The organism is Streptomyces sp. NPDC054783 (assembly GCF_053611725.1).
This window is the reverse complement of the sequence record NZ_JBSHAY010000049.1, coordinates 1-17211: the sequence shown is the minus strand read 5'-3', so window position 1 is coordinate 17211 and position 17211 is coordinate 1. Positions and strand designations below refer to the sequence as shown.

Here is a 17211-nt window from a genome sequence, read left to right as displayed (position 1 = left end):
CGATGATGGAGCAGTTGTCATCGTTTCGCTTCCGCTGTGGGCTGGTTCGTGGTGGCTGCTGCCTGGTCAACGAGTGCCGAATGCTGGAACGCTTCTGCTACGCGGATGAGCCAATCACGTTCCTCACTCATGTCACCGGCGGCAGGGTCGTGTGGAACATCACCAGCGTGCTCCGCTATGTGCCCACCAGCTTCCCGTACAACAAGGGCTGCCTTGATCTGCGCCGCCTCCACAACAGCCTCGACTTCCTCGAAGGCCAGGCCCCGGGCAGCGCACAGCGTGCGTGCGGCCTCGGCTACCCCGGGGTCGTAGTGGGGACGGAGGGCGAGCTGGCCGTCGCGGATCTCGATGACGGTGCGGCTGACGACGAAGCCAGGGTCCTCGTCACGCAGTCGCATGCGTGCCTTGGTGGTGTGCACGTCCGGGAACAGCACGACTTCCGGGAAGGCCTGGGTGAGTGCCGCCCACAGGGGGCGCAGGCGCCGGTAGGCGCCGTTCAGTGCAAGGCGCTCGCGGGAGCGGTCAAGACCGACGCCCCAGGCGGGCATGGTGAAGCCGGCGGCGAAGAGCCAGGCGGCGACGCTTGCACTCATGGGCGCCACGTTGACGCTGATGAAGTGAAGCGGCGACGTGCCGAACGTGTCCCAGAGATTGGAGACGGTCTTGGGCACGCCGTAGCCCATTCCGAAGATCGCGCCGACGGCGATGGTCCTGAGACCGCGGCGCAGCCATGGCCGGTCAACGACCTTGGCGTAGCGCCAGCACATGAAGACCAGGCCGATCATGCCGACGACGAACAGCAGCGCATAGATCAGCAGGAACTGGGAGATGTAAAGGGTTTTGGCGTAGTGGACGTCAAAGTCGACGTCGTGTTCGCCGTCGCTCACGTCACCGAGGCAGAAAAGCGTCACCATGGAGGCGATGGTGATGACGGCATAGGCGACCAGGGTGCGATGCCACGTCTTGACGCGGTGTTGTGCGGACGACCAGCTCACCAGCAGGGCAAGAAAGGCCGCCTCGGTCAGAGCGCAGGAGGAGTAGACGAACAGCGTGCAGATGTTGGTGACGCCGATCGCGCGGTCGATGCGCACGTAGAGCCACGGTGATGCGATGACGAAGGGTGTGGCGAAGGAGGCTATAGCCAGGCACAGTAACCGGAGCTCCCGGTTACAGGGGTCTCTGATGAGGTCCCGGAGTTTGTAGAAGAACGCGCTCCAAGTGATGACTGCCAGGACCCCGTAGACAAGGTTGAAGATAAGCATGTCGGCATGTCCTTACGTACTGTCACGTTCGAGAGAACGGCCCAAGTGTGTAATGAGTTTCGCCATGCCGGGGTCGACGGATCGGCGCTGTGACATGCCTTCAGCCCGCAGCGGCATGAGGGAAGCGACCAGTTCGGCGGCTTTCTCCTCTGTGTTGCTGTACTGGGAGCGGCCGAGGACGCTGCGCACCAGGTCGGGGGAGAGGGTGGGCATGAGCAGTTGTACGGCCTCGTCGGGCATCACGGGCGCGGCTTTGTGGCCGAGCGCCATGTGCCCGATCTCGTGACGGACGATGTGCTGCTGGTGAGCCTGCGTTGTGAACTTCTGATAGAGGAGGTAGTCCTCCTCGGCGGTGGCAACCCATAACCCGCAGGGGCGTCCGGGCCCAGTGGGCATGGGCGTCTCGATGAGGGAGATTCGGCGACCCCGGATGTCTTCCAGGTGGTCGCAGAGCGCATTCACGTCTGCCCGTTCTGGAATCTCGAGTTCCTTCAGTACGTTGGCGCAGTACTGGCGAAGCTCCCTGTCGTCCATGCCCTCACCGCCCGGCTGGCCGTCCGGCCAGCGCCATATCGTGAACATCCCCGTCGTCCCTACTCGCTTCGCGCTGTCATAGGGCCCCGGGGCTTTCACCCGCGGACCGGGGGCGCGAGGGCATTCTGCGTCCGCGGGGGCTTTGCTTCTCGACCTGCGTCTCGGCCAGACGCTGCAGGACGGGCAGGACGGTGGTGACGCTGTCCTCGGACATTTCAGCAATGGTCCTAAGGGCGATTTCACGGACGCCCATGCCCTTGAGTTGCGTGAGTAGTGCGAGGTCCTGCCGGACCTGCTCGCCTTGGCCGTCATCGAAGAAGTAGGCGAGTGGTACGCCGAAAAAGTCTGCCAGGGCCTGCATCTGTGTCAGCGTCGGGTTCCTTCGGGTGCCCTTGCGGAGGTAGCCGATGTAGGTCTCCGACACGCCTACCGCACGAGCCACTTCAGCGTTGCTCCATGGCGCCCGTTCGCTGGGGTGGACGGTCCTGAAGAGCTGATCGAGCCGAGCAGAGAACTCTGCCGTCGGGTCGCTGGTTCCGGCCGGCTCATCAGCATGGGCGGGGACTTGCTCCGCCATGCCACCTCCCTCAGTTCATTGTTCAATCAACTAGCCGGGGAACGTGCCAGCTGACCCCAAGTGTGCGTAGAGCGCACTTTATTCGTAGCGGATCAACTGTGAGTGAAGGATACCAGTCAGTGAACCTCTTCCCAGTTGACCTGTTCTGATGCAGGTTCGGGTGACAGGGTGACCTGTCCCACCTCTCAGGTTCCAGTTCTGGTGGCTAACTGACAGTCCTTCACGGAAGGCTGGCAGTCATGCCTCGTCCCTATCCTCCGGAGTTCCGGGCGCGCGCCATCGCTCACCGAGGACGAGGTGAACGACCTGCTCAACGACGACCGTGACGCCGGATGGGAGGACGACAACTCGTACGACTGGAGCCGGTGACCGCGCAGGTCACGAGCTCGACGGCCCGTCGATCGGCGGGAGCGGACCGGGCGCCGGGCTGGGGCCGTCACACTCCCCGCCCGGCGCCCGGAGCGTACGAGCCCCGAGAGGGGCTGGTGAGGGCCTTCTGAACCGCTGGCGCGCAGAGAAGACTGCGGGTACATGCTGGATGGGAGGGGGCGGTGTCCGTGGCCGCGGCCAGAGATGCGGATTCGGCGCTCAAGGGGGCCCGGGTGGCGCGGAACATGACGCTGGAGGGGGCCGCCGGCGGCGCCCTGCGGCTGCTGCGCGACCCGAACGTCCCGATTCCGGAGGACGAGGAAGGCGACGGCGAATAGACGGCCGCGGGTCCCGAGCGGGTCTCCTCGGAAGCGGGGAAGTGCCTCGTTCTGGCGCCGCGGGGCGTAGGGCCGGCCTTCCGATCGCGCCGGGACAAGGCGGACTTGCAGGGGGGCGGCCATCCGGTACAGGTGAGCTGTCCGGCGGCGGCGCGGACTGCATCGCGCACGGCGTCGAACTCGGGGCTGGATCGCGGCCCACGGCGGTGATCGGCCAGCAGCTCAACATCGCCGAGGCCCGCCACCGCCTGGCCCGGCGGATCTTCTTCGGCCAGCGCGGCGAATTGCGCCAGCACTACCGCAAGGGCATGGAGGACCAGCTTTTTTCCGCCCCGCGCAGCCGGGCGCCGACCGCTGCGCCAACCGTCGGCCGGTGAGGACGCCAGAAAGGCGTAGCGGAGTGTTGCCCAGGGCAAAACGTTCATGTTCCGTAGCGGCCATGGTGCGCGCGTGAGAGGGCGGCGGCGCCCTGGCAGGCGAGGGTGGCGGCATCGTCTGCGTACTGGGGGATGTCGTCGGGCCATTTCGAGGTGGGCTGGAGGATCAGCAGCGAGACGGCACCGTGCAGGCACGCGCAGATCGCCCGGGTCAGCGCCGTCACATCGCCGTGGAGCACGCCGGCGTCGGCGCATCGCTGCACCGTTTCCCGCAGGAATCGGAAGCAGGCGTCGGCGACCTGCTCAGTGGCGGCTGTCGCGGGTCCGGTCGCGACCAGGCGGTAGCGCAGGGGATGCTCGAGCCCGAACCTGATGTAGGCGACACTGCGCTGGTGGAGTTCGGTGAACGGGTCGGTGGTCTGGGCGCTGATGCTCAGCATCCGCTGGCCGAGCTCGTCCCAGACCCCGAGGCACACGGTGTGCAGCAGTTCCAGTCGGTTGTCGAAGTGCAGATACACCGAGGGGGTGCTGACCCCGACGGCCTGTGCCACCGCACGGATGGTCACGCCGTCCTCGCCGGCGTCGTCGAGCAGCGTGCCGGCCGCTTCGATGAGCTCGTCCCTCAGTCGGCCGCCGTGGCCTCGCTTGGCGCGACTGCGCCGACGGCCTTCGGTTGTGCTGGCGCGGCCGTCGGCCGTGGTCTGGCCGGGTCTCTTAGTCATGACGCCTCCGTAGGGCGACGAGTTGAGTGACGCGGGCGCAGAGCCGGTCCTTGTCATCCCTGATGTCGATTTCCACGGCGACCGTTGACTTGCCGACGTGTAGCGGGCGGGAGGTCGCGAAGGCGCCGGTGCCGTGTACGGGCCGCAGGAAGTGGGTGGTGGATTCCATGGTCGCGGGGACGATGTCGGCGGTCCCGTTCAGCGTGGCGCACACGGCGCCGGCTACATCGGCCAACCCCATCAGTGCCCCGCCGTGCATCGCGGCGCCGACGGTGGACTGCTCGGGCGTGTAGGCGAGTTGCGCGGTGACAGCGTCGGCCTTGAGAGCTCCGAAGCGTATCCCGAGCGTCCTGGCGAACGGCGCCAAGGTGTAGACGTCTTGCTCGGTGATGGTCATCGCGGCCCCTCAGGTTGTCGCCGTTAAGTTAACGGTGACATGTTATGTGGACGTCACGGTTCGTGTCCACGCGTGTGGCGCGAGGCTGCAGGGATGTGCACTCTTCCGGTGCCGATCGGAGGCGTGCTGAGAGACGCCGAGCCGGCACTCGGACGAGACAACTTCAAGTGTCTGGAGAACCAGGCCCTTGGGGAGTATTGGAACGGGAATCAGCGGTAGCGGCCGACGCAGTGCCGCGTCACCGAGCGGGTTCCGTCATTGTCGTGCGTGGGCCGGGGATTTCGCCGGTGTGGAGGGCGGCGAAGTCGGCGTGGGCCTGTTCGACGGCTTCGGGGTACGCCTCGCGCTTGGCGTGCTCGGCGAGGGCGCGGTAGATGCTCGCCACGGACGGGCTCTGTCCCTTGCGCTTGCCGGTGGGGATGATCAGGTCGGGCTGGATTTGCTCGACGGACTCACCGCCTGCTCGGCGGCGGAGGATGGTGTGGAGCATGTCGTCGGTGATGACCGGCGGCCGGCCGCCGTGCTTGCCTTTGCGGGCGGCGGTGTCGAGCCCCTCCAGCGTCGATTCCCGAATGTCCTCCCGCTCGGTCTCTGCCATCGCTGCGAAGAACGCGAAGAGCAGATTTCCGGGGCCGCTAGGGTCGTACATCCCCGGCAGCGGCCCGGCGAGCATCTCCAGGATCAGGCCGTGCGCGGTGAGGTGGTCGGCGAGCGCAGTGAGTTCGGCGGCGTCGCGGCCGAGCCGCTTCATCTCGTACACGGTGAAGATCACACGGCAGTGCGGGGCGTGGGCCTTGATCTCCCGCGCGGTCTTGAGTGCCTCCTCGCACTGCGGGCGTACGCGGATACGGGTGCTGATCTTCTCGCTGAAGATCTTGTCCCTCGGGATGCCGTGCTGGGTGAGCGCGTCCAGCTGCGAGTCGAGCTCTTGGCTGCGGTGCGAGCATCTCGCGTACCCGATGCGGATGCCCGCGCTCGGCAGGTCCGGGTTAATGGGGGCCGGGGCCGGGGCCGGGGCCGGGGTGCCGGGCCGCCACGGCTGTCCGGGTGCGCGGTCGGCTGGGGTAGGCACCCGCAGGAGCTTGGCGAGCCGGGGCACCTTGGTGAAGCGGCCGGTGTGGTAGGCGGAGGCGACCGCTCCGGAGCGCGAGCGGCACGGCGAGCCCGGCTGTGCGTCGCACTTCGGGCAAGGGCGGCGTTCGACGTCGTCCGCGTCCGACCGGTAGGACACGGAAGGGACTTGAGGGTCCGTCATGACACCGGATCTTCTCGCAATGCAAGTCTCAGAAGGGGGTCACTCCCACTTTTGAGTGAGAACGAGTTCCGAGATCCAATCCAAGATCACCAAGGGTCCGGCTGTCAATTTCCGAAGTCGCCTGCATGGATGTCCGAAGTCGTGTGCGTGATCACGAGCCGGTTGTCCATGTCGAGCTCGGACTTGACCCTCGCCGGGTCTTGATGTCGCGGTAGCAGTACGCCGGGATGGTCAGGACGATCATCACGAGGTAGGGCCAGCTTTCTGAGAGGCCCAAATGATTCCAGTTGATCGCAGCCGTTGCGAGCTGCACAGCGAGGGCCGCCACGGCAGCGTACCCCGTCCCGCGCGTCAGGCTTGTGGAGCGCGGTGTGAGTGCTGCCGTCAACACCCAGGTGACCGCCAGGGCTACCAGAATCCCGAGCGCCCGCGGGCCGGCCAGCGAGGCGAGGAGGAGTAACCCTAGGCATACCGGGAGGACGAACCGTGTCGCGCGGCCACGGCGCGCCGGGGTATGCGTCGATGCGGTGTCCGGCCGTGAGGGGAGGCTACTTGCTCTGCGGGTGGGGGCCACAGGCGGGAGCGGGGCCGTCGCGGTGACGGAGGGGGGTTGGGTGGCCCCTCCTGCTGGTGGCGCGGGGCCTCCGGCGGGCTCGGGTGTGCGGTCGAGGTGTCGTAGTGCCTGGGAGAGGTCGGTGGCGTTCGGGTACCGCTGGTCGGGGTCCTTTTCCAGCAGCCTCAGCACGAGGTCGTCCCACGCGGAGGGGATGCCGGTGGATACCGAACTGGGTGTGGGCGGTTCTTGGGTGAGGTGTGCCGAGAGGTATCCCACGGTGTCGGGGGCCTGGAATGGGAGCCGGCCTGTGATCAACTCGAAGAGGAGGCAGCCGAGGGCGTACAGGTCGCTGCGCGGTTCTGGGAAGCCGCGTGCCTGTTCGGGTGCCATGTAGGGGGGCGTGCCCACGATGAGGCCGGTCTGGGTGAGGCGGTCCGCGGTCGCGTAGGGGTCGGCCGCCCTCGCGATGCCGAAGTCGAGGACCTTCACGTTGCCGGACGGCGTGATGAGGATGTTGGACGGCTTGATGTCCCGGTGCATGATTCCGGCTGCGTGCGCCTCGGCAAGCGCGTCACCTATCAGCGCGCCCCACTGGGCCGCGTCCGGCAGGGTGACGACACCTCGGCGCAGCATCGCGTCCAGGCCCTCGCCTCGGACCAGCTCCATCACCAGGAACGGAACCCTGTTGCCCTCAGTGCCGGTCTCGCCGAGGTCGTGGATGGTCACGATGTTGGGGTGCTGCAGTTGAGCGGTGATCCGTGCCTCGCGCAGGAATCTGGCGCGTGCCTCGTCGCCGCGGCTTCCGCCACCGGCGAGCAGGGAGATCACCTTGACCGCGACGGGCCGACCCAGCGTCTCGTCCTGCGCCTCCCATACTTGCCCCATTCCGCCCTCGCCGAGCTGCCGCACCAACCGGTAACGGCCCCCGAGAAGCTGGTCTCGCACTGCTACGCCTCCCCCGTTTCGAACATTCCTGTCCCTCCTGCCAGCGAACCAGCGCGATGGGGATCACGACGCGACTGTGAAGGCGACACGCCCGTTACCCAGAAACCCGCCAAACGGCGGGGGTGTTCGCCATGACCGCCCCCTGATCCGGATCAGCTTTCCATCCCTGGTGCGTCCGCGGCTGCGGAACAGGGCCGTCGACTCCCGCTCGCACAAGACTTCCACTCCGCCCGATGACTTCGACCTGCTGCGGGTCAGGAGTCAAGGTCATTGCGTGTCTCCGGACGGCGCGGCGGCGGAGGGTGCCTCCGTGAGGTAGCGGTGGAGTGAGGTCTTGGGGATTCCGGTCTTCGCGGCGATCTGGCCGAGGCTGCTGCCCTGATGCTTGAGGAGCCTGGCGTACTCGATCTTGTCGGCGGGGTGGGCGACGGGGCGGCCGATGCGGCGGCTGGCGGATTCGGCGACGGCGCGGGCGTGGGCGGCGCGTTCGGCGGTGAAGGTGCGTTCCATCTCGGCGAAGAGGGCCAGCAGGAGGAAGGCGATGCGGCTCATGCCCTCGGCGGCGGTGTTGATCGGCAGGGGGTCGGCCAGTGAGCGGACCCCGATCTGTTTCTCGCCCAGGTCGTGGACGAGGTTGAGGACTTCGCGCAGGTTCCTTCCGAGCCTGTCGAGGGTGTAGACCACGATCGTGTCGCCGGGTCGGGCGTAGGCGAGCAGATCGGTCAGGCCGGGGCGCTCGACGGTGGCGCCGCTCTTCTTGTCGACGTAGATCCGTGTCTCCGGGATGCCCGCTGCCCCGAGGGCGTCGAGTTGGCGTTCCAGGCTCTGCTTGGTGGTGGAGACGCGGGCGTACGCGAGTTCAAGTCCCTGTGCGGGGTGCCGCTGGTCGGTTGGCATGGCCATACCGTACCGGAAGTTGTCTCCGTACGGGCCTTCCGGAACGTTCCTTGTGGAACGACTTACGGAACGACTGGCAGGGGGATCGCCGCAGGACGCGGACATCCTGACGGGGTGGCAGGCGCCGCGTTCCACTTCCAAGGATGTGGAACGGTGTCAGCGAAGGCCTAGGCGGCCCAGTTCGCCGGCGCTGGGCAGGAACTCAGCGGGGACGCCTTCCTCGTGCAGGGAGGCGCGCTCCCTTTCGAAGTGATCGAGGGTGCGGCATCCAATGGTCAGTAGGGCGAGAAGCTGCCGCGCGGTGGGCGGGTCGGTGCGGGCCATGGTGAGCGCCTCCTCGAAGGCGGCCGTGAAGTCCTGCCAGGCGTTGCGGTGCGGGGAGGGTTCGTCGCCGTCGTAGACGTAGTCGTGGAGTGGGGCCTGAAGCGCGGAACTGAGGCGCCCGCGGGCGGTGATCAAGCCGTCGGCGGCCATCTGGAGCGCGTTGGCGGCGGCGTCCCACATCGCCTCCCGGACCTCGTCTTTCAGCTGCTCAAAGGGGCGCCAGACGTTCAGCCCCGCGCGTTCCGGGTGTCCAGCGTTCTGCCAGATCAGCTGCAACGTGTTCTTGCCGTGGGCGCCTTGGCTGCCCGCGGCGAGGCTGACCTCGTCCAGGAGGGAGCGCAGGAGGCGGAACCACACCCCGGCGTGCACGTTCCGGTCGGGCAAGTCGACTCGGCCGGTGGTCAGTGCCTGGTGCGTGTAGCGGTCCAGGGCGGCGCGGGGCGGCTGAAGCGGCTCCCGGTGCGTTTCCCGGCCCAGGATCCGCGCGGCCCTCACCTCGGAGATGTCCAGGAGACGGCAGTCGTGCTCTACGCAGCTGGTCATCAGTGCCAGCCGCCACATCAGGGACATGCCCCGGTCCGGGTCGGCGACACAGACCGGACAGGCTCGCAGAGCGCCGGCGTGGGGAAGAAGCCGCGGCCCCGCCCATCCCGGCTTGAAGCGCAGCACGTGTTGCGTCGCGGCCTTGCGCGCGAAGAGAACGGAGTTGTCCCTCACGTAGGCGTCGAAAACGGACTGCGCGTCCTGGACACCCACGGGGAGCATGTCGAAGAGCCAGGGAACCCAGCCGGTCAGAGTCATCGACCGAAGTTGGCTGAAGCCCACGCCGGTCTTCTCGGCGAGCGACACGAGCATCGCCGTCGGCGGGTTGAGGTCGAGATCGACCGGCAGGGCCAAGTCGACCAGGCCGAGGTTGTGCCGCAGCAGGTCGTGCACCGGCATCTCGTACAGCTCCGCGAGCCGCCCCAGCCACGACGACAGCGCTTGCAGCGGGCCGGGCTGCGGGTGCAGCGGCCAGCGCCGGACCGCATTCACGTCAGCTCGCGCTCGAAGAGGCGGCGCCGTTCGGTCGGGCCGACGTACGGCGCGAGCAACAGGGTGCGCTGGTTGATGGCTTCCTCGCCGGACTCGATCGCTGCGACGGCGGCATCGGTGAGCAGGTGGGCGAGCTCGCCGATCGTGCCCTCGCTGCGGGTCAGCAGGTAGCCGGCCATCTCGGCGGTGGCGATCGGCGAGGGCCTGCGCAGAGGGAACGACGCGGCGAAACTCGCCAGCAGCGAGCAGGCGTCGACGTCGGCCTCCCAGCGCGCCAGCGTCAGCGGCGCGAACCGGTTCTCCAACTGGTCGTCCGCGCGAATGGCCAGGTAGGCGTCCCGGGTGCCGACGCCGACCAGCGGGATGCGCAGCTCATTGCCCAGATACCGCAGCAGGTTCAAGAACTCCCGGCGCTTGTCGCCGCTGCCGCCGAGGACGTTGTGCAACTCGTCGATCACCAGCACCCGCACCTTAGCCGCCCGCAGCAGCCTCAGTACCGCCTGTTCCAGGTCGGCCACCCGGTAGCGGGCACGCAGCGGCGCGCCGAGCGCGGCCAGCAGCGCCGTGTAGAAGCGGATCACCGACGGCTCGGACGGCATCTGCACCACCAGGACCGGGATCTCCTCGCGGTCCGGATGCGATACCGGCGGATGGCCGCGGCGGAACTTCTCCACGATCATCGACTTGCCGTTGTTGGTCGGCCCGATCAGCAAGCGGCATCCGCTGCTTGGACGGCCACGACAACAGCGTCTCCAGCCGCCCAAGGGCCTCGGTGGCACGCGGGTAGCCGATCCACCGGTCCGCCCGGACGTAGCGCAGCCGCTCCGGGTCCGGCAGCCGCGTGATCTGCTGCGCGGCCGGGCGCAGATGCGACAGGTCCACCGCAGCGTCCTCGTTCTCGTTCACCACTGCTCGATCACCTCGAACGGCCTGGCCACAGCTTTGCTTTCCTGGCCCGCGTCGGAGGTGGGCGCGTTCGAAGGCGTCACCTTCGGCTGCGGCCGGGAGGGTGCCTCGGTGCGACGCTGTCGGTCGCGGCGGGCCTTGCGGGTGGTGGTCGCGGCGGTGTCGGTGATCTCCCGCATCTGCGCCACCATGGCGAACAGGGCGTTCTCGTCGACCTCCGCACGGCCCAGCTCGCGCAGCCGCCGGGCGGCGGCCTTCTGCTCCACGCGCTGATCGGCGGTCGTGACAGCGTCCGATAGGGGACCTCCACATACGCGGTGCCGTCCGGGTCCAGGACCCAGATACGGCTGATGTCACGCGGATCACGCCGCAGCACGAACCGGCCCCGCCGCTCGCGGCGGGCGATCCACGGTTTGAGCGCGCCGCTGTAGTACTGCACGTGGTCGATCACGAACCCCGACCGCGACAAGGTCCTGCGGATCACCGGCAGGAAGTCCACCAGGAAGGCGGTCTCGTTGGTCACCGTCACCAGCGGCCCCGACGCGGCGGCCTTCTCCGACCAGACCCCGGCCGGAGGGCGGCCCAGTGTCTCGTGGACCTGGCCGTGATAGCAGGCCACCGCCAACGCCAGCCAGCCCTGCAACTCCCGTACAGTCAGCACGGCCTTGCCATCGCTGTCGTAGGTGCCGCGCTCGGCGGTGCTGGAGAACGTGGTGCCCGGCAGTTCGTGCACGAGGTGCATCATCGTGCCGATCAGCCGCTCGACGATCCCGCCGAAGTGGGGCTGGCCGAGCGGCCGGTAACGCAGCTTGATGCCATGCTGGTCGCAGCCACGGCGCAGGGCCTCGCTCTTGAACTCCGCCGCGTTGTCCAGGTACAGCTCGCGCGGCTTGCCGCTCATCGGCCATACCGCCTCCACGCCCAGCAGCTCCAGCCACGGCCGCTTGTCCATCGCCGTGTGGGCCAGACAGCCCGACCGAGGTCGCCGACGGCGCCTCCAGCGTCACCACCAGGCCCACCACACACCGGCTTGCCACGTCGATCGCCGCCGTCAGATGAGGACGGCCGATCGGCAGCCGGTGCCGCTCGTCGACCACGATCACATCCACCGGCGTGTGGTCGACCTGAACCTGCTCCAGCAGCCCGGTGACCGCCGGCGGCACACCCCCCGCCGACCGGAGAGGACGAACCGCCTCTCTTCCTTCGCGTCCCGAGGCCGAAGCCACCGGGTCCAGCCGCTCGATCCGCCGCTGTATCGACCCCCGTGAAGGAGTCCGCAGGCCGCGAGCCCGGCATTGGCGCGTGATCTCCTTGCAGACCGCCGCCACCGAGCGGCGCTGCCGCGTCAAGTACCCGGCGCGTAGTACTTCCTGGACGATCGTCTCGACCTCACCAGACAGGCGCCCGCCGCCGCGGCCTCCGCTGGAATGGCCAGGCAGCAGGTCCGACACCACTCCCTCACCGGCGCGCCACCGTCCAAGCAGGACATACACTTGGCGCCGGGAGACCCGCAGCCGCTCGGCGGCCTCATCCGCCTCGGCCTGCCGCACCGCGGTCTCCCACATCTGGGTCGGCGCGGTCAGCACCCCGCGCTCGGCCACCGGTTCCTCTGCCATCCGGAAGCCCCCGTCACGCACACGACTACGGACAACTCGACCGTAGCGTAGGCGAGTTCGGCCCGTCCGGCGCGTTCGCAGTTCCCTGCACGCGACAGCGAATCACCAGCTCACCTGTGCAAGCGACTTCGGAAACTGACACCGGCGGCCCGTTCTTGATCTTGCTCGGGCAAAGGACCGTTTGTGAGAGCGTTGCCCGTCGGGGGCGCACCGATTCGTTCTGTCAGGCGGGCTGGGGTTGCTGGAGTCCCTGGAGGAGCAGTTCGATCAATCGGCGGGGGTCGTAGCGCGGGTCGCTGTCGCGTCCGATGCACAGGTTGCCGATGCCGCGCATCAGCTCGTAGGGCCGCATGCCGGGCCTGATGTCGCCGGCGTCGACCGCGGCGCCGAGTAGCTGCGCGCACACGGGTTCCAGGCGGTCGAGGAAGTAGGTGTGCAGCGCGGCAAAGCGGCTGCTGTCCGACTGCAGGGCGTCGGCGAGTCCATGCTTGGTGACCAGGAAGTCGACGAAGAGGTCGATCCACTGACGGAGCGCGTCGAACGGAGAGTCGGCGCTGGCCAGCAGGCTCGGGCCCGCCTCGGCGCATGCCTCGATCTGGTGGCGGTAGACGGCGGTGACGAGATCGGCCCGGGTCGGGAAGTGGCGGTAGATCGTCCCCATCCCGACGCCCGCTTTGGCCGCGATCTGGCGGATCGGCGCGTCGACGCCCGAGGTGACGAAGACCTCGGCGGCGGCGGCGAGCAGCGTCTGCTGGTTGCGTGCCGCGTCGGCCCGCTTGTTTCGGGTCGACGCCTTCCCGGCGGGGCTCTCGGTGGACACCGTGCTTCCTTCCTGCACCGCTTGACAAAACGGAGCATCGTTCCAGATAGTAAGTGGAGCAACGTTCCGATTCATGCTAGCTGACGCGGACGCGTCTGACCACTGCCTGCCGCCGCCCGGTTGGAGCCGGCAGCGGCGCAGGCCACAGAAGGGAACCGCATGCTGAGCACATCCACCGACACCGCCGCCTTCGCCCCGCCCGCCCCCGTCCTGTCATACAGCCCGGTGGTCCTGTCCGTGCCCGGACGGCCCGTGGACCTCCAGGTCCGCGTCTCCGCGCCCGAGGCCGGGACCGGCCTGCCCGTCATCCTGCTCTCCCACGGTCACGGCGGCTCCAACAACCTCTCCTCGCTGAACGGGTACGCGCCCCTCGCCAACCTCTGGGCGGCCGCCGGGTTCGTCGTCGTCCAGCCCACCCACCTCAGCTCCCGGACCCTGAGCCACCAGCTCGCCGACACCCCCGGAGCCCCCTTCTTCTGGCGCTCACGCGCCGAGGACATGAGCCACATTCTGAACCGGCTCAACGAGATCGAGAAGACCGTGCCGCAGTTGGCCGGGCGCATCGACCACGACAAGATCGCGGTTGCCGGGCACTCGCTCGGCGGCCACACCGCCTCCCTCCTGCTGGGCGCCCGCAGCGCCGACCCCGACACCGGGGAAGTAGTGAACCTGCTCGAGCCCCGGATCCAGGCGGGCGTGCTGCTGGCCGCACCGGGCAGGGGCGGCGACATCCTGAACGGACCGATGGCCGAGATGGTGCCGTTCTTCCACACCACCGACTTCTCCACGATGACCACACCCACCCTGGTCGTGGCCGGCGACCAGGACGACTCCCGGCACTTCACCGACGTCGGCCCCGAGTGGCACGCCGACCCCTACCGTCTCGCCCCCGCGCCCAAGACCCTGCTCACCCTGTCCGGCGCCGAGCACCTGCTCGGCGGCATCTCCGGATACGACGCCGCCGAGACCACCGACGAGAACCCCGAGCGGGTCGCCGCCCTCGCGCGCCTCACCTCGGCCTACCTGCGCAACCAGTTCCAGCCCGGCGACCACGCCTGGCAGGCGGCGTGCGAGGTGCTGACGACCGGGGCCGACCCGGCCGGACAAGTCGAATCCAAGTAGACAGCCGCGGCGAAGCCCTACAGCGGGCGGTCCGCATCGTTGTCGCCGCCATCGTCGTCATCGCCGACTGGGCCGTGTCCGTCCCGCACAGGGACGTCGACGTGCCGCGTCGTCCAGAGAACCACGGCCTTCCCGACTCGCACTGGCCCCTGGCGAGAACAGGGCGGTCCGGCCGGAGGGCATCGGAGGTGCCTTCGGCCGGACCGTCCTTGACTTGTACGGGGCCCGCGGCTACCCGTCCTCGTCGTTGTCGGTCTCGTCATCGCTGTACGGGTCGCGTAGCTGCCGCAGGCCCGGCGCCGGCGGCCGGGTGAAGGCGTAGCGGCCGAGGAAGTTGATGTGGTCGTACTGGAGCGGGGACAGCCGGGCGAGCAACTCGTCGGTGACGGGAAAGCCGTCGGCCGCGAGCTGCTTGACGGCGGCGTCGGTATAGAGGCTGTTGAACAGCACCACGGCGTTCAGCGCCAGAACGAGCGCGCCGAGCTGGTCCTCCATGCCCTCGCGGTAGTGCTGGCGCAGTTCGCCGCGCTGCCCGAAGAAGATCTTCCGGGCGAGGCGGTGGCGGGCCTCGGTGACGTTGAGCTGGGCACCGATCATCCGCCGGTAGCCCTCGTCCGAGACGAACTGGAGCAGGTGCAGGGTCTTGAAGATCCGCCCGCAATGGGCGGACGCGTCGCCCAACCCGGTGGGTTTGCCGTCCCGGGAGAGCATGCGGATCAGGTCGTGGCCGCGGACCTCCCCCAGGGTGAGCGACCCGGCCACGCGGAGCATGTCGCCCCAGTGGGCACGTATCCGGTCCAGACGGATGGTGTGGTTCGAGACCGGCTGGAGCGGCCCGTAGTCGGCGGCGGTATTCGTCCGCCACAGCCGCGCGTCGGAGATGTCGGCGATCCGAGGGGAGAACTGGTAGCCGCAGATCGGGAAAAGGCCGAAGACGATGTCGGAGTATGACGCGGTGTCCGTGATGACGGTCTCCGGCTTCGGGCCGCCGTCGCGGGCGTGGATGGCGTCCAGGATGAACAGCGAGTCGCGCAGCGTGCCCGGCACGACCCCCCGCCCAGCCCCATCACCCGGTCGTTTACCACGTTCAACCAGGTGGCGCCCTTGTGCCGCAGGCCGAAGTACCGGGGATTCGAACCCGCGTACAGGGTCTGCACAGGGACAGTGAAGCGGACGCCGTCGGCGGAGGCGACCAGACCGCCGCCCCACGCCCGTACGACGTCGATGTTCAGCCCGCCATTCCGCGTCGTCGTCCCCGTCGCTGTCCGGGACCACCACGGCGATCGTGGCGAGCGCCTCGGCCAGCTGCTCGCGAGGTACGACCTGCTCGATCGCCGACCACGCGTCGACCACGGAGACGAGTTCGCCGGTGTTGGTCGCGGGCGGCGTCGTCATCAGTACGCCGACCGCCGCAGCGACCTTCTTCGCGGCCTTGCGCAACTGGGGGCAGGGCCTTGAGCTTGGCGTCGTTGCCCATCCGCTCGGCCTTCGCGAGCAGTTTGGTGGCCATCAGCGCGTGCAGCAGATCGAGCGCGTCGTCGACCGTCGCGGTGTCCAGGTGCCGCACGGTCGCCAGCAGGGTGGCGGTCTGCCGGGTGACCTCCAGCCGCTTGAGCGTCGGCGCCTTCGAGGTCAGACCGTAGCGGGCCAGCCCGGTCATCCGCGCGGCCGGGACCCGCCCGGCGTCGACCGCGCCGGCGCCCAGGCCCCGCACCTCGCGGGCGCGGTTTAGGGCCAGCTGCATGGCCTTGCCCGACACCTTCCTCGGGCCCAGCCTCAGCCGCTCCAGCTCCGACACCCGCTTCTCCTCGGGCACTTCGAGCAGCCGGATCATCTCGGTGCGCAGGTCGTACGGCACCGCCTCGTACAGCGTGGCGTGCAGCCGGTCGTTCTCCTCTTGGCGGACCGCGGCCACCATCCGGGCCAGCGTCGTCACGCCGGGCAGCAGCACCCGGTTGTTCACCAGCCACACCACCGCCCGGTCGAACAACGCGCGCGGCCCCTCCAGCGACGACCACACCCGCGCCGCCAGGAACTCCCGCAGCTCCGCCTCACCCGCGGCGAACTCTCGGTAGCCGTACTCGTCGCGGATCTCCCACGCGTGCTCGTACGCCGTCTGCGAGCGTGTCCCGTACTCGGCGAAGTGCTCGTCATCGATGCCGAACTGCTCGGCGACGAACCGCACCACGGAGGCCGGGACCGTCGTGGGGTCCTCGGTCAGGAAGGTGCCGAGCATCCGCACCGTGCCCCACTGCACCGCCCACCCCAACCTATTCGCCGGGCGGCGCTTCGCCCGCGCCAACCCCAGGGCCTTGGTGTTCAGGCGGAAGAACTGTTCCAGCTCGCCGGGAGACGGCTCCGTGGCGAACCGCCCGTAGCGGGCCTCTTGCTCAGCAGACAGGTACTCAACAGGCATGCCCAGGCACGTAGACCCCGCTGACCAGGCAAAACGGGCACGTCACCGAACCGGAATCAAGATCGCCCCGCTACCGCTCATTCCCGTTCCGATACTCCCCGAGGGCCGAACTCTGGAACGCGCTCGACTACGCCCGCGAAGGCGACACGCTCGTCGTCCCCTCCCTCGACCGGCTCGGCCGCTCCATCCAGGACCTGATCTCCATCGTCTCCGGACTCCGCAAACGCGGCATCGGCTTCACCTCCCTGTACGAGAACCTGGACACCACCACCCCCGTCGGCCGGCTCGTCTTCCACGTCTTCGCCGCCCTCGCCGAGTTCATCCGCGAACTCATCGTCCAAGGAACCAACGAGGGCCTCGACGCCGCCCGCGGTGCCCGCCTCGGCCGGCCACCCGCCATGACCCCCGAGCAGATCCAGCACGCCCGCGACCTGCTCAGCCGACCGAAGAACACCGTCTCCTCGATCGCCAAGCCGCTGAGCGTCTCCCGCAACACCATCTACAAGCAGGCATCGATGTCTGCAGCATGAACACCTTGCCACCGACTTTCCACACCTCTCAGTCGCCGGTGAACTGGTACGTGTGCTCTGAACCCTGGAGCTCTGCGGCGCGCGCGGCTGCGCGGTTCTGGACTGTCCTGTCTGTGTGCATCTTGGCCTCCTCGAGGTCGGTAGAGGTCGACTGCCCGGCGTCCGTCGAGGAGAGGTGCGGGCGCCGGACAGTCGAGTTGCGCAGAACCGAGC

The 17211-nt window shown here is 68.5% G+C and carries 17 protein-coding genes and 2 pseudogenes; 3 read left to right on the top strand and 16 right to left on the bottom strand.

Going from position 1 to position 17211, the window contains the following annotated elements; genetic code table 11:
• Positions 1-17: 17 nt before the first annotated feature.
• The 3 genes from ACWGJ5_RS42650 to ACWGJ5_RS42640 are packed head-to-tail and all read right to left on the bottom strand — an operon-like array spanning position 18 to position 2373.
• Positions 18-1262 (bottom strand): MAB_1171c family putative transporter, encoded by a 1245-nt coding sequence (locus ACWGJ5_RS42650; RefSeq protein ID WP_453314995.1) that lies wholly within the window; start codon positions 1260-1262, stop codon positions 18-20.
• Between the two features lie 12 nt (positions 1263-1274).
• Positions 1275-1844 (bottom strand): toxin, encoded by a 570-nt coding sequence (locus tag ACWGJ5_RS42645; RefSeq protein ID WP_453314994.1) that lies wholly within the window; start codon positions 1842-1844, stop codon positions 1275-1277.
• Between the two features lie 28 nt (positions 1845-1872).
• Complete coding sequence (locus tag ACWGJ5_RS42640; RefSeq protein WP_453314993.1) at positions 1873-2373, bottom strand: helix-turn-helix transcriptional regulator; 501 nt, start codon at positions 2371-2373, stop codon at positions 1873-1875.
• A gap of 913 nt (positions 2374-3286) precedes the next feature.
• Here ACWGJ5_RS42640 and ACWGJ5_RS42635 point away from each other — a divergent pair.
• Positions 3287-3457 carry a Tn3 family transposase gene (locus ACWGJ5_RS42635; protein ID WP_453314992.1) on the top strand — a complete coding sequence of 57 codons (171 nt, stop codon included), beginning with the start codon at positions 3287-3289 and terminating at the stop codon, positions 3455-3457.
• A 44-nt stretch (positions 3458-3501) separates the two neighbouring features.
• On the opposite strand, the gene ACWGJ5_RS42630 is transcribed toward ACWGJ5_RS42635, so the two are convergent.
• The 9 genes and pseudogenes from ACWGJ5_RS42630 to ACWGJ5_RS42590 all read right to left on the bottom strand — a co-directional run bounded on the left by ACWGJ5_RS42630 (position 3502) and on the right by ACWGJ5_RS42590 (position 12930).
• On the bottom strand, positions 3502-4179 hold the full coding sequence (locus ACWGJ5_RS42630; RefSeq protein ID WP_453314991.1) for a TetR/AcrR family transcriptional regulator: 678 nt from the start codon (positions 4177-4179) through the stop codon (positions 3502-3504).
• The gene (locus ACWGJ5_RS42625) at positions 4172-4576 is read right to left on the bottom strand and encodes a PaaI family thioesterase (RefSeq protein WP_399096625.1); all 405 of its coding nucleotides are present in this window, start codon (positions 4574-4576) and stop codon (positions 4172-4174) included. The genes ACWGJ5_RS42630 and ACWGJ5_RS42625 overlap by 8 nt, the downstream gene beginning before the upstream one ends.
• A gap of 238 nt (positions 4577-4814) precedes the next feature.
• Positions 4815-5831, bottom strand: coding sequence for a recombinase family protein (locus tag ACWGJ5_RS42620; RefSeq protein ID WP_453314990.1), 1017 nt, complete (start codon positions 5829-5831; stop codon positions 4815-4817).
• A 151-nt stretch (positions 5832-5982) separates the two neighbouring features.
• Entirely contained in the window at positions 5983-7332 is a 1350-nt protein-coding gene (locus ACWGJ5_RS42615; protein ID WP_453314989.1) for a serine/threonine-protein kinase, read from the bottom strand.
• Positions 7333-7599: 267 nt separating this feature from the next.
• Complete coding sequence (locus ACWGJ5_RS42610) at positions 7600-8229, bottom strand: recombinase family protein (RefSeq protein WP_453314988.1); 630 nt, start codon at positions 8227-8229, stop codon at positions 7600-7602.
• A 156-nt stretch (positions 8230-8385) separates the two neighbouring features.
• Positions 8386-9588: a TniQ family protein gene (locus ACWGJ5_RS42605; protein ID WP_453314987.1), complete on the bottom strand. Its 1203-nt coding sequence runs from the start codon at positions 9586-9588 to the stop codon at positions 8386-8388.
• A pseudogene (locus ACWGJ5_RS42600) lies at positions 9585-10470 on the bottom strand (TniB family NTP-binding protein). The gene ACWGJ5_RS42605 and the pseudogene ACWGJ5_RS42600 overlap by 4 nt, the downstream one beginning before the upstream one ends.
• Before the next feature lie 103 nt (positions 10471-10573).
• Positions 10574-11446, bottom strand: a complete 873-nt coding sequence (locus ACWGJ5_RS42595; protein ID WP_453314986.1) for a Mu transposase C-terminal domain-containing protein — start codon at positions 11444-11446, stop codon at positions 10574-10576.
• 887 nt (positions 11447-12333) lie between these two features.
• The gene (locus ACWGJ5_RS42590; protein ID WP_453314985.1) at positions 12334-12930 is read right to left on the bottom strand and encodes a TetR/AcrR family transcriptional regulator; all 597 of its coding nucleotides are present in this window, start codon (positions 12928-12930) and stop codon (positions 12334-12336) included.
• Between the two features lie 159 nt (positions 12931-13089).
• On the opposite strand from ACWGJ5_RS42590, the gene ACWGJ5_RS42585 reads away from it, so the two are divergent.
• A complete protein-coding gene (locus ACWGJ5_RS42585; protein ID WP_453314984.1) occupies positions 13090-14052 on the top strand; it encodes an alpha/beta hydrolase family protein in 963 nt (320 codons plus the stop codon).
• A 231-nt stretch (positions 14053-14283) separates the two neighbouring features.
• Here the strand turns inward: ACWGJ5_RS42585 and ACWGJ5_RS42580 are convergent, their stop codons facing one another.
• From ACWGJ5_RS42580 to ACWGJ5_RS42570, 3 genes and pseudogenes are all read right to left on the bottom strand, one after another.
• Positions 14284-15099: a Tn3 family transposase gene (locus tag ACWGJ5_RS42580; protein ID WP_453314983.1), complete on the bottom strand. Its 816-nt coding sequence runs from the start codon at positions 15097-15099 to the stop codon at positions 14284-14286.
• Between the two features lie 20 nt (positions 15100-15119).
• Positions 15120-15278: pseudogene (locus tag ACWGJ5_RS42575) on the bottom strand (Tn3 family transposase); the annotation flags it as partial.
• Positions 15279-15280: 2 nt separating this feature from the next.
• Positions 15281-16468, bottom strand: a complete 1188-nt coding sequence (locus tag ACWGJ5_RS42570; RefSeq protein WP_453314982.1) for a DUF4158 domain-containing protein — start codon at positions 16466-16468, stop codon at positions 15281-15283.
• A 20-nt stretch (positions 16469-16488) separates the two neighbouring features.
• Here ACWGJ5_RS42570 and ACWGJ5_RS42565 point away from each other — a divergent pair, with 20 nt between their 5' ends.
• Positions 16489-16998, top strand: a complete 510-nt coding sequence (locus ACWGJ5_RS42565; protein ID WP_453315022.1) for a recombinase family protein — start codon at positions 16489-16491, stop codon at positions 16996-16998.
• A 28-nt stretch (positions 16999-17026) separates the two neighbouring features.
• On the opposite strand, the gene ACWGJ5_RS42560 is transcribed toward ACWGJ5_RS42565, so the two are convergent.
• The coding region (locus tag ACWGJ5_RS42560; protein ID WP_453314981.1) for a hypothetical protein at positions 17027-17211 on the bottom strand (185 nt) is incomplete at its 5' end.

Bases quoted from the DNA above. Each gene is read 5' to 3' on its own strand.
- ACWGJ5_RS42570 (WP_453314982.1), bottom strand. From the start codon at position 16,468: ATGCCTGTTGAGTACCTGTCTGCTGAGCAAGAGGCCCGCTACGGGCGG.
- ACWGJ5_RS42610 (WP_453314988.1), bottom strand. From the start codon at position 8,229: ATGCCAACCGACCAGCGGCACCCCGCACAGGGACTTGAACTCGCGTAC.
- ACWGJ5_RS42630 (WP_453314991.1), bottom strand. From the start codon at position 4,179: ATGACTAAGAGACCCGGCCAGACCACGGCCGACGGCCGCGCCAGCACA.
- ACWGJ5_RS42645 (WP_453314994.1), bottom strand. From the start codon at position 1,844: ATGTTCACGATATGGCGCTGGCCGGACGGCCAGCCGGGCGGTGAGGGC.
- ACWGJ5_RS42595 (WP_453314986.1), bottom strand. From the start codon at position 11,446: ATGGACAAGCGGCCGTGGCTGGAGCTGCTGGGCGTGGAGGCGGTATGG.
- ACWGJ5_RS42650 (WP_453314995.1), bottom strand. From the start codon at position 1,262: ATGCTTATCTTCAACCTTGTCTACGGGGTCCTGGCAGTCATCACTTGG.
- ACWGJ5_RS42625 (WP_399096625.1), bottom strand. From the start codon at position 4,576: ATGACCATCACCGAGCAAGACGTCTACACCTTGGCGCCGTTCGCCAGG.
- ACWGJ5_RS42585 (WP_453314984.1), top strand. From the start codon at position 13,090: ATGCTGAGCACATCCACCGACACCGCCGCCTTCGCCCCGCCCGCCCCC.
- ACWGJ5_RS42640 (WP_453314993.1), bottom strand. From the start codon at position 2,373: ATGGCGGAGCAAGTCCCCGCCCATGCTGATGAGCCGGCCGGAACCAGC.
- ACWGJ5_RS42620 (WP_453314990.1), bottom strand. From the start codon at position 5,831: ATGACGGACCCTCAAGTCCCTTCCGTGTCCTACCGGTCGGACGCGGAC.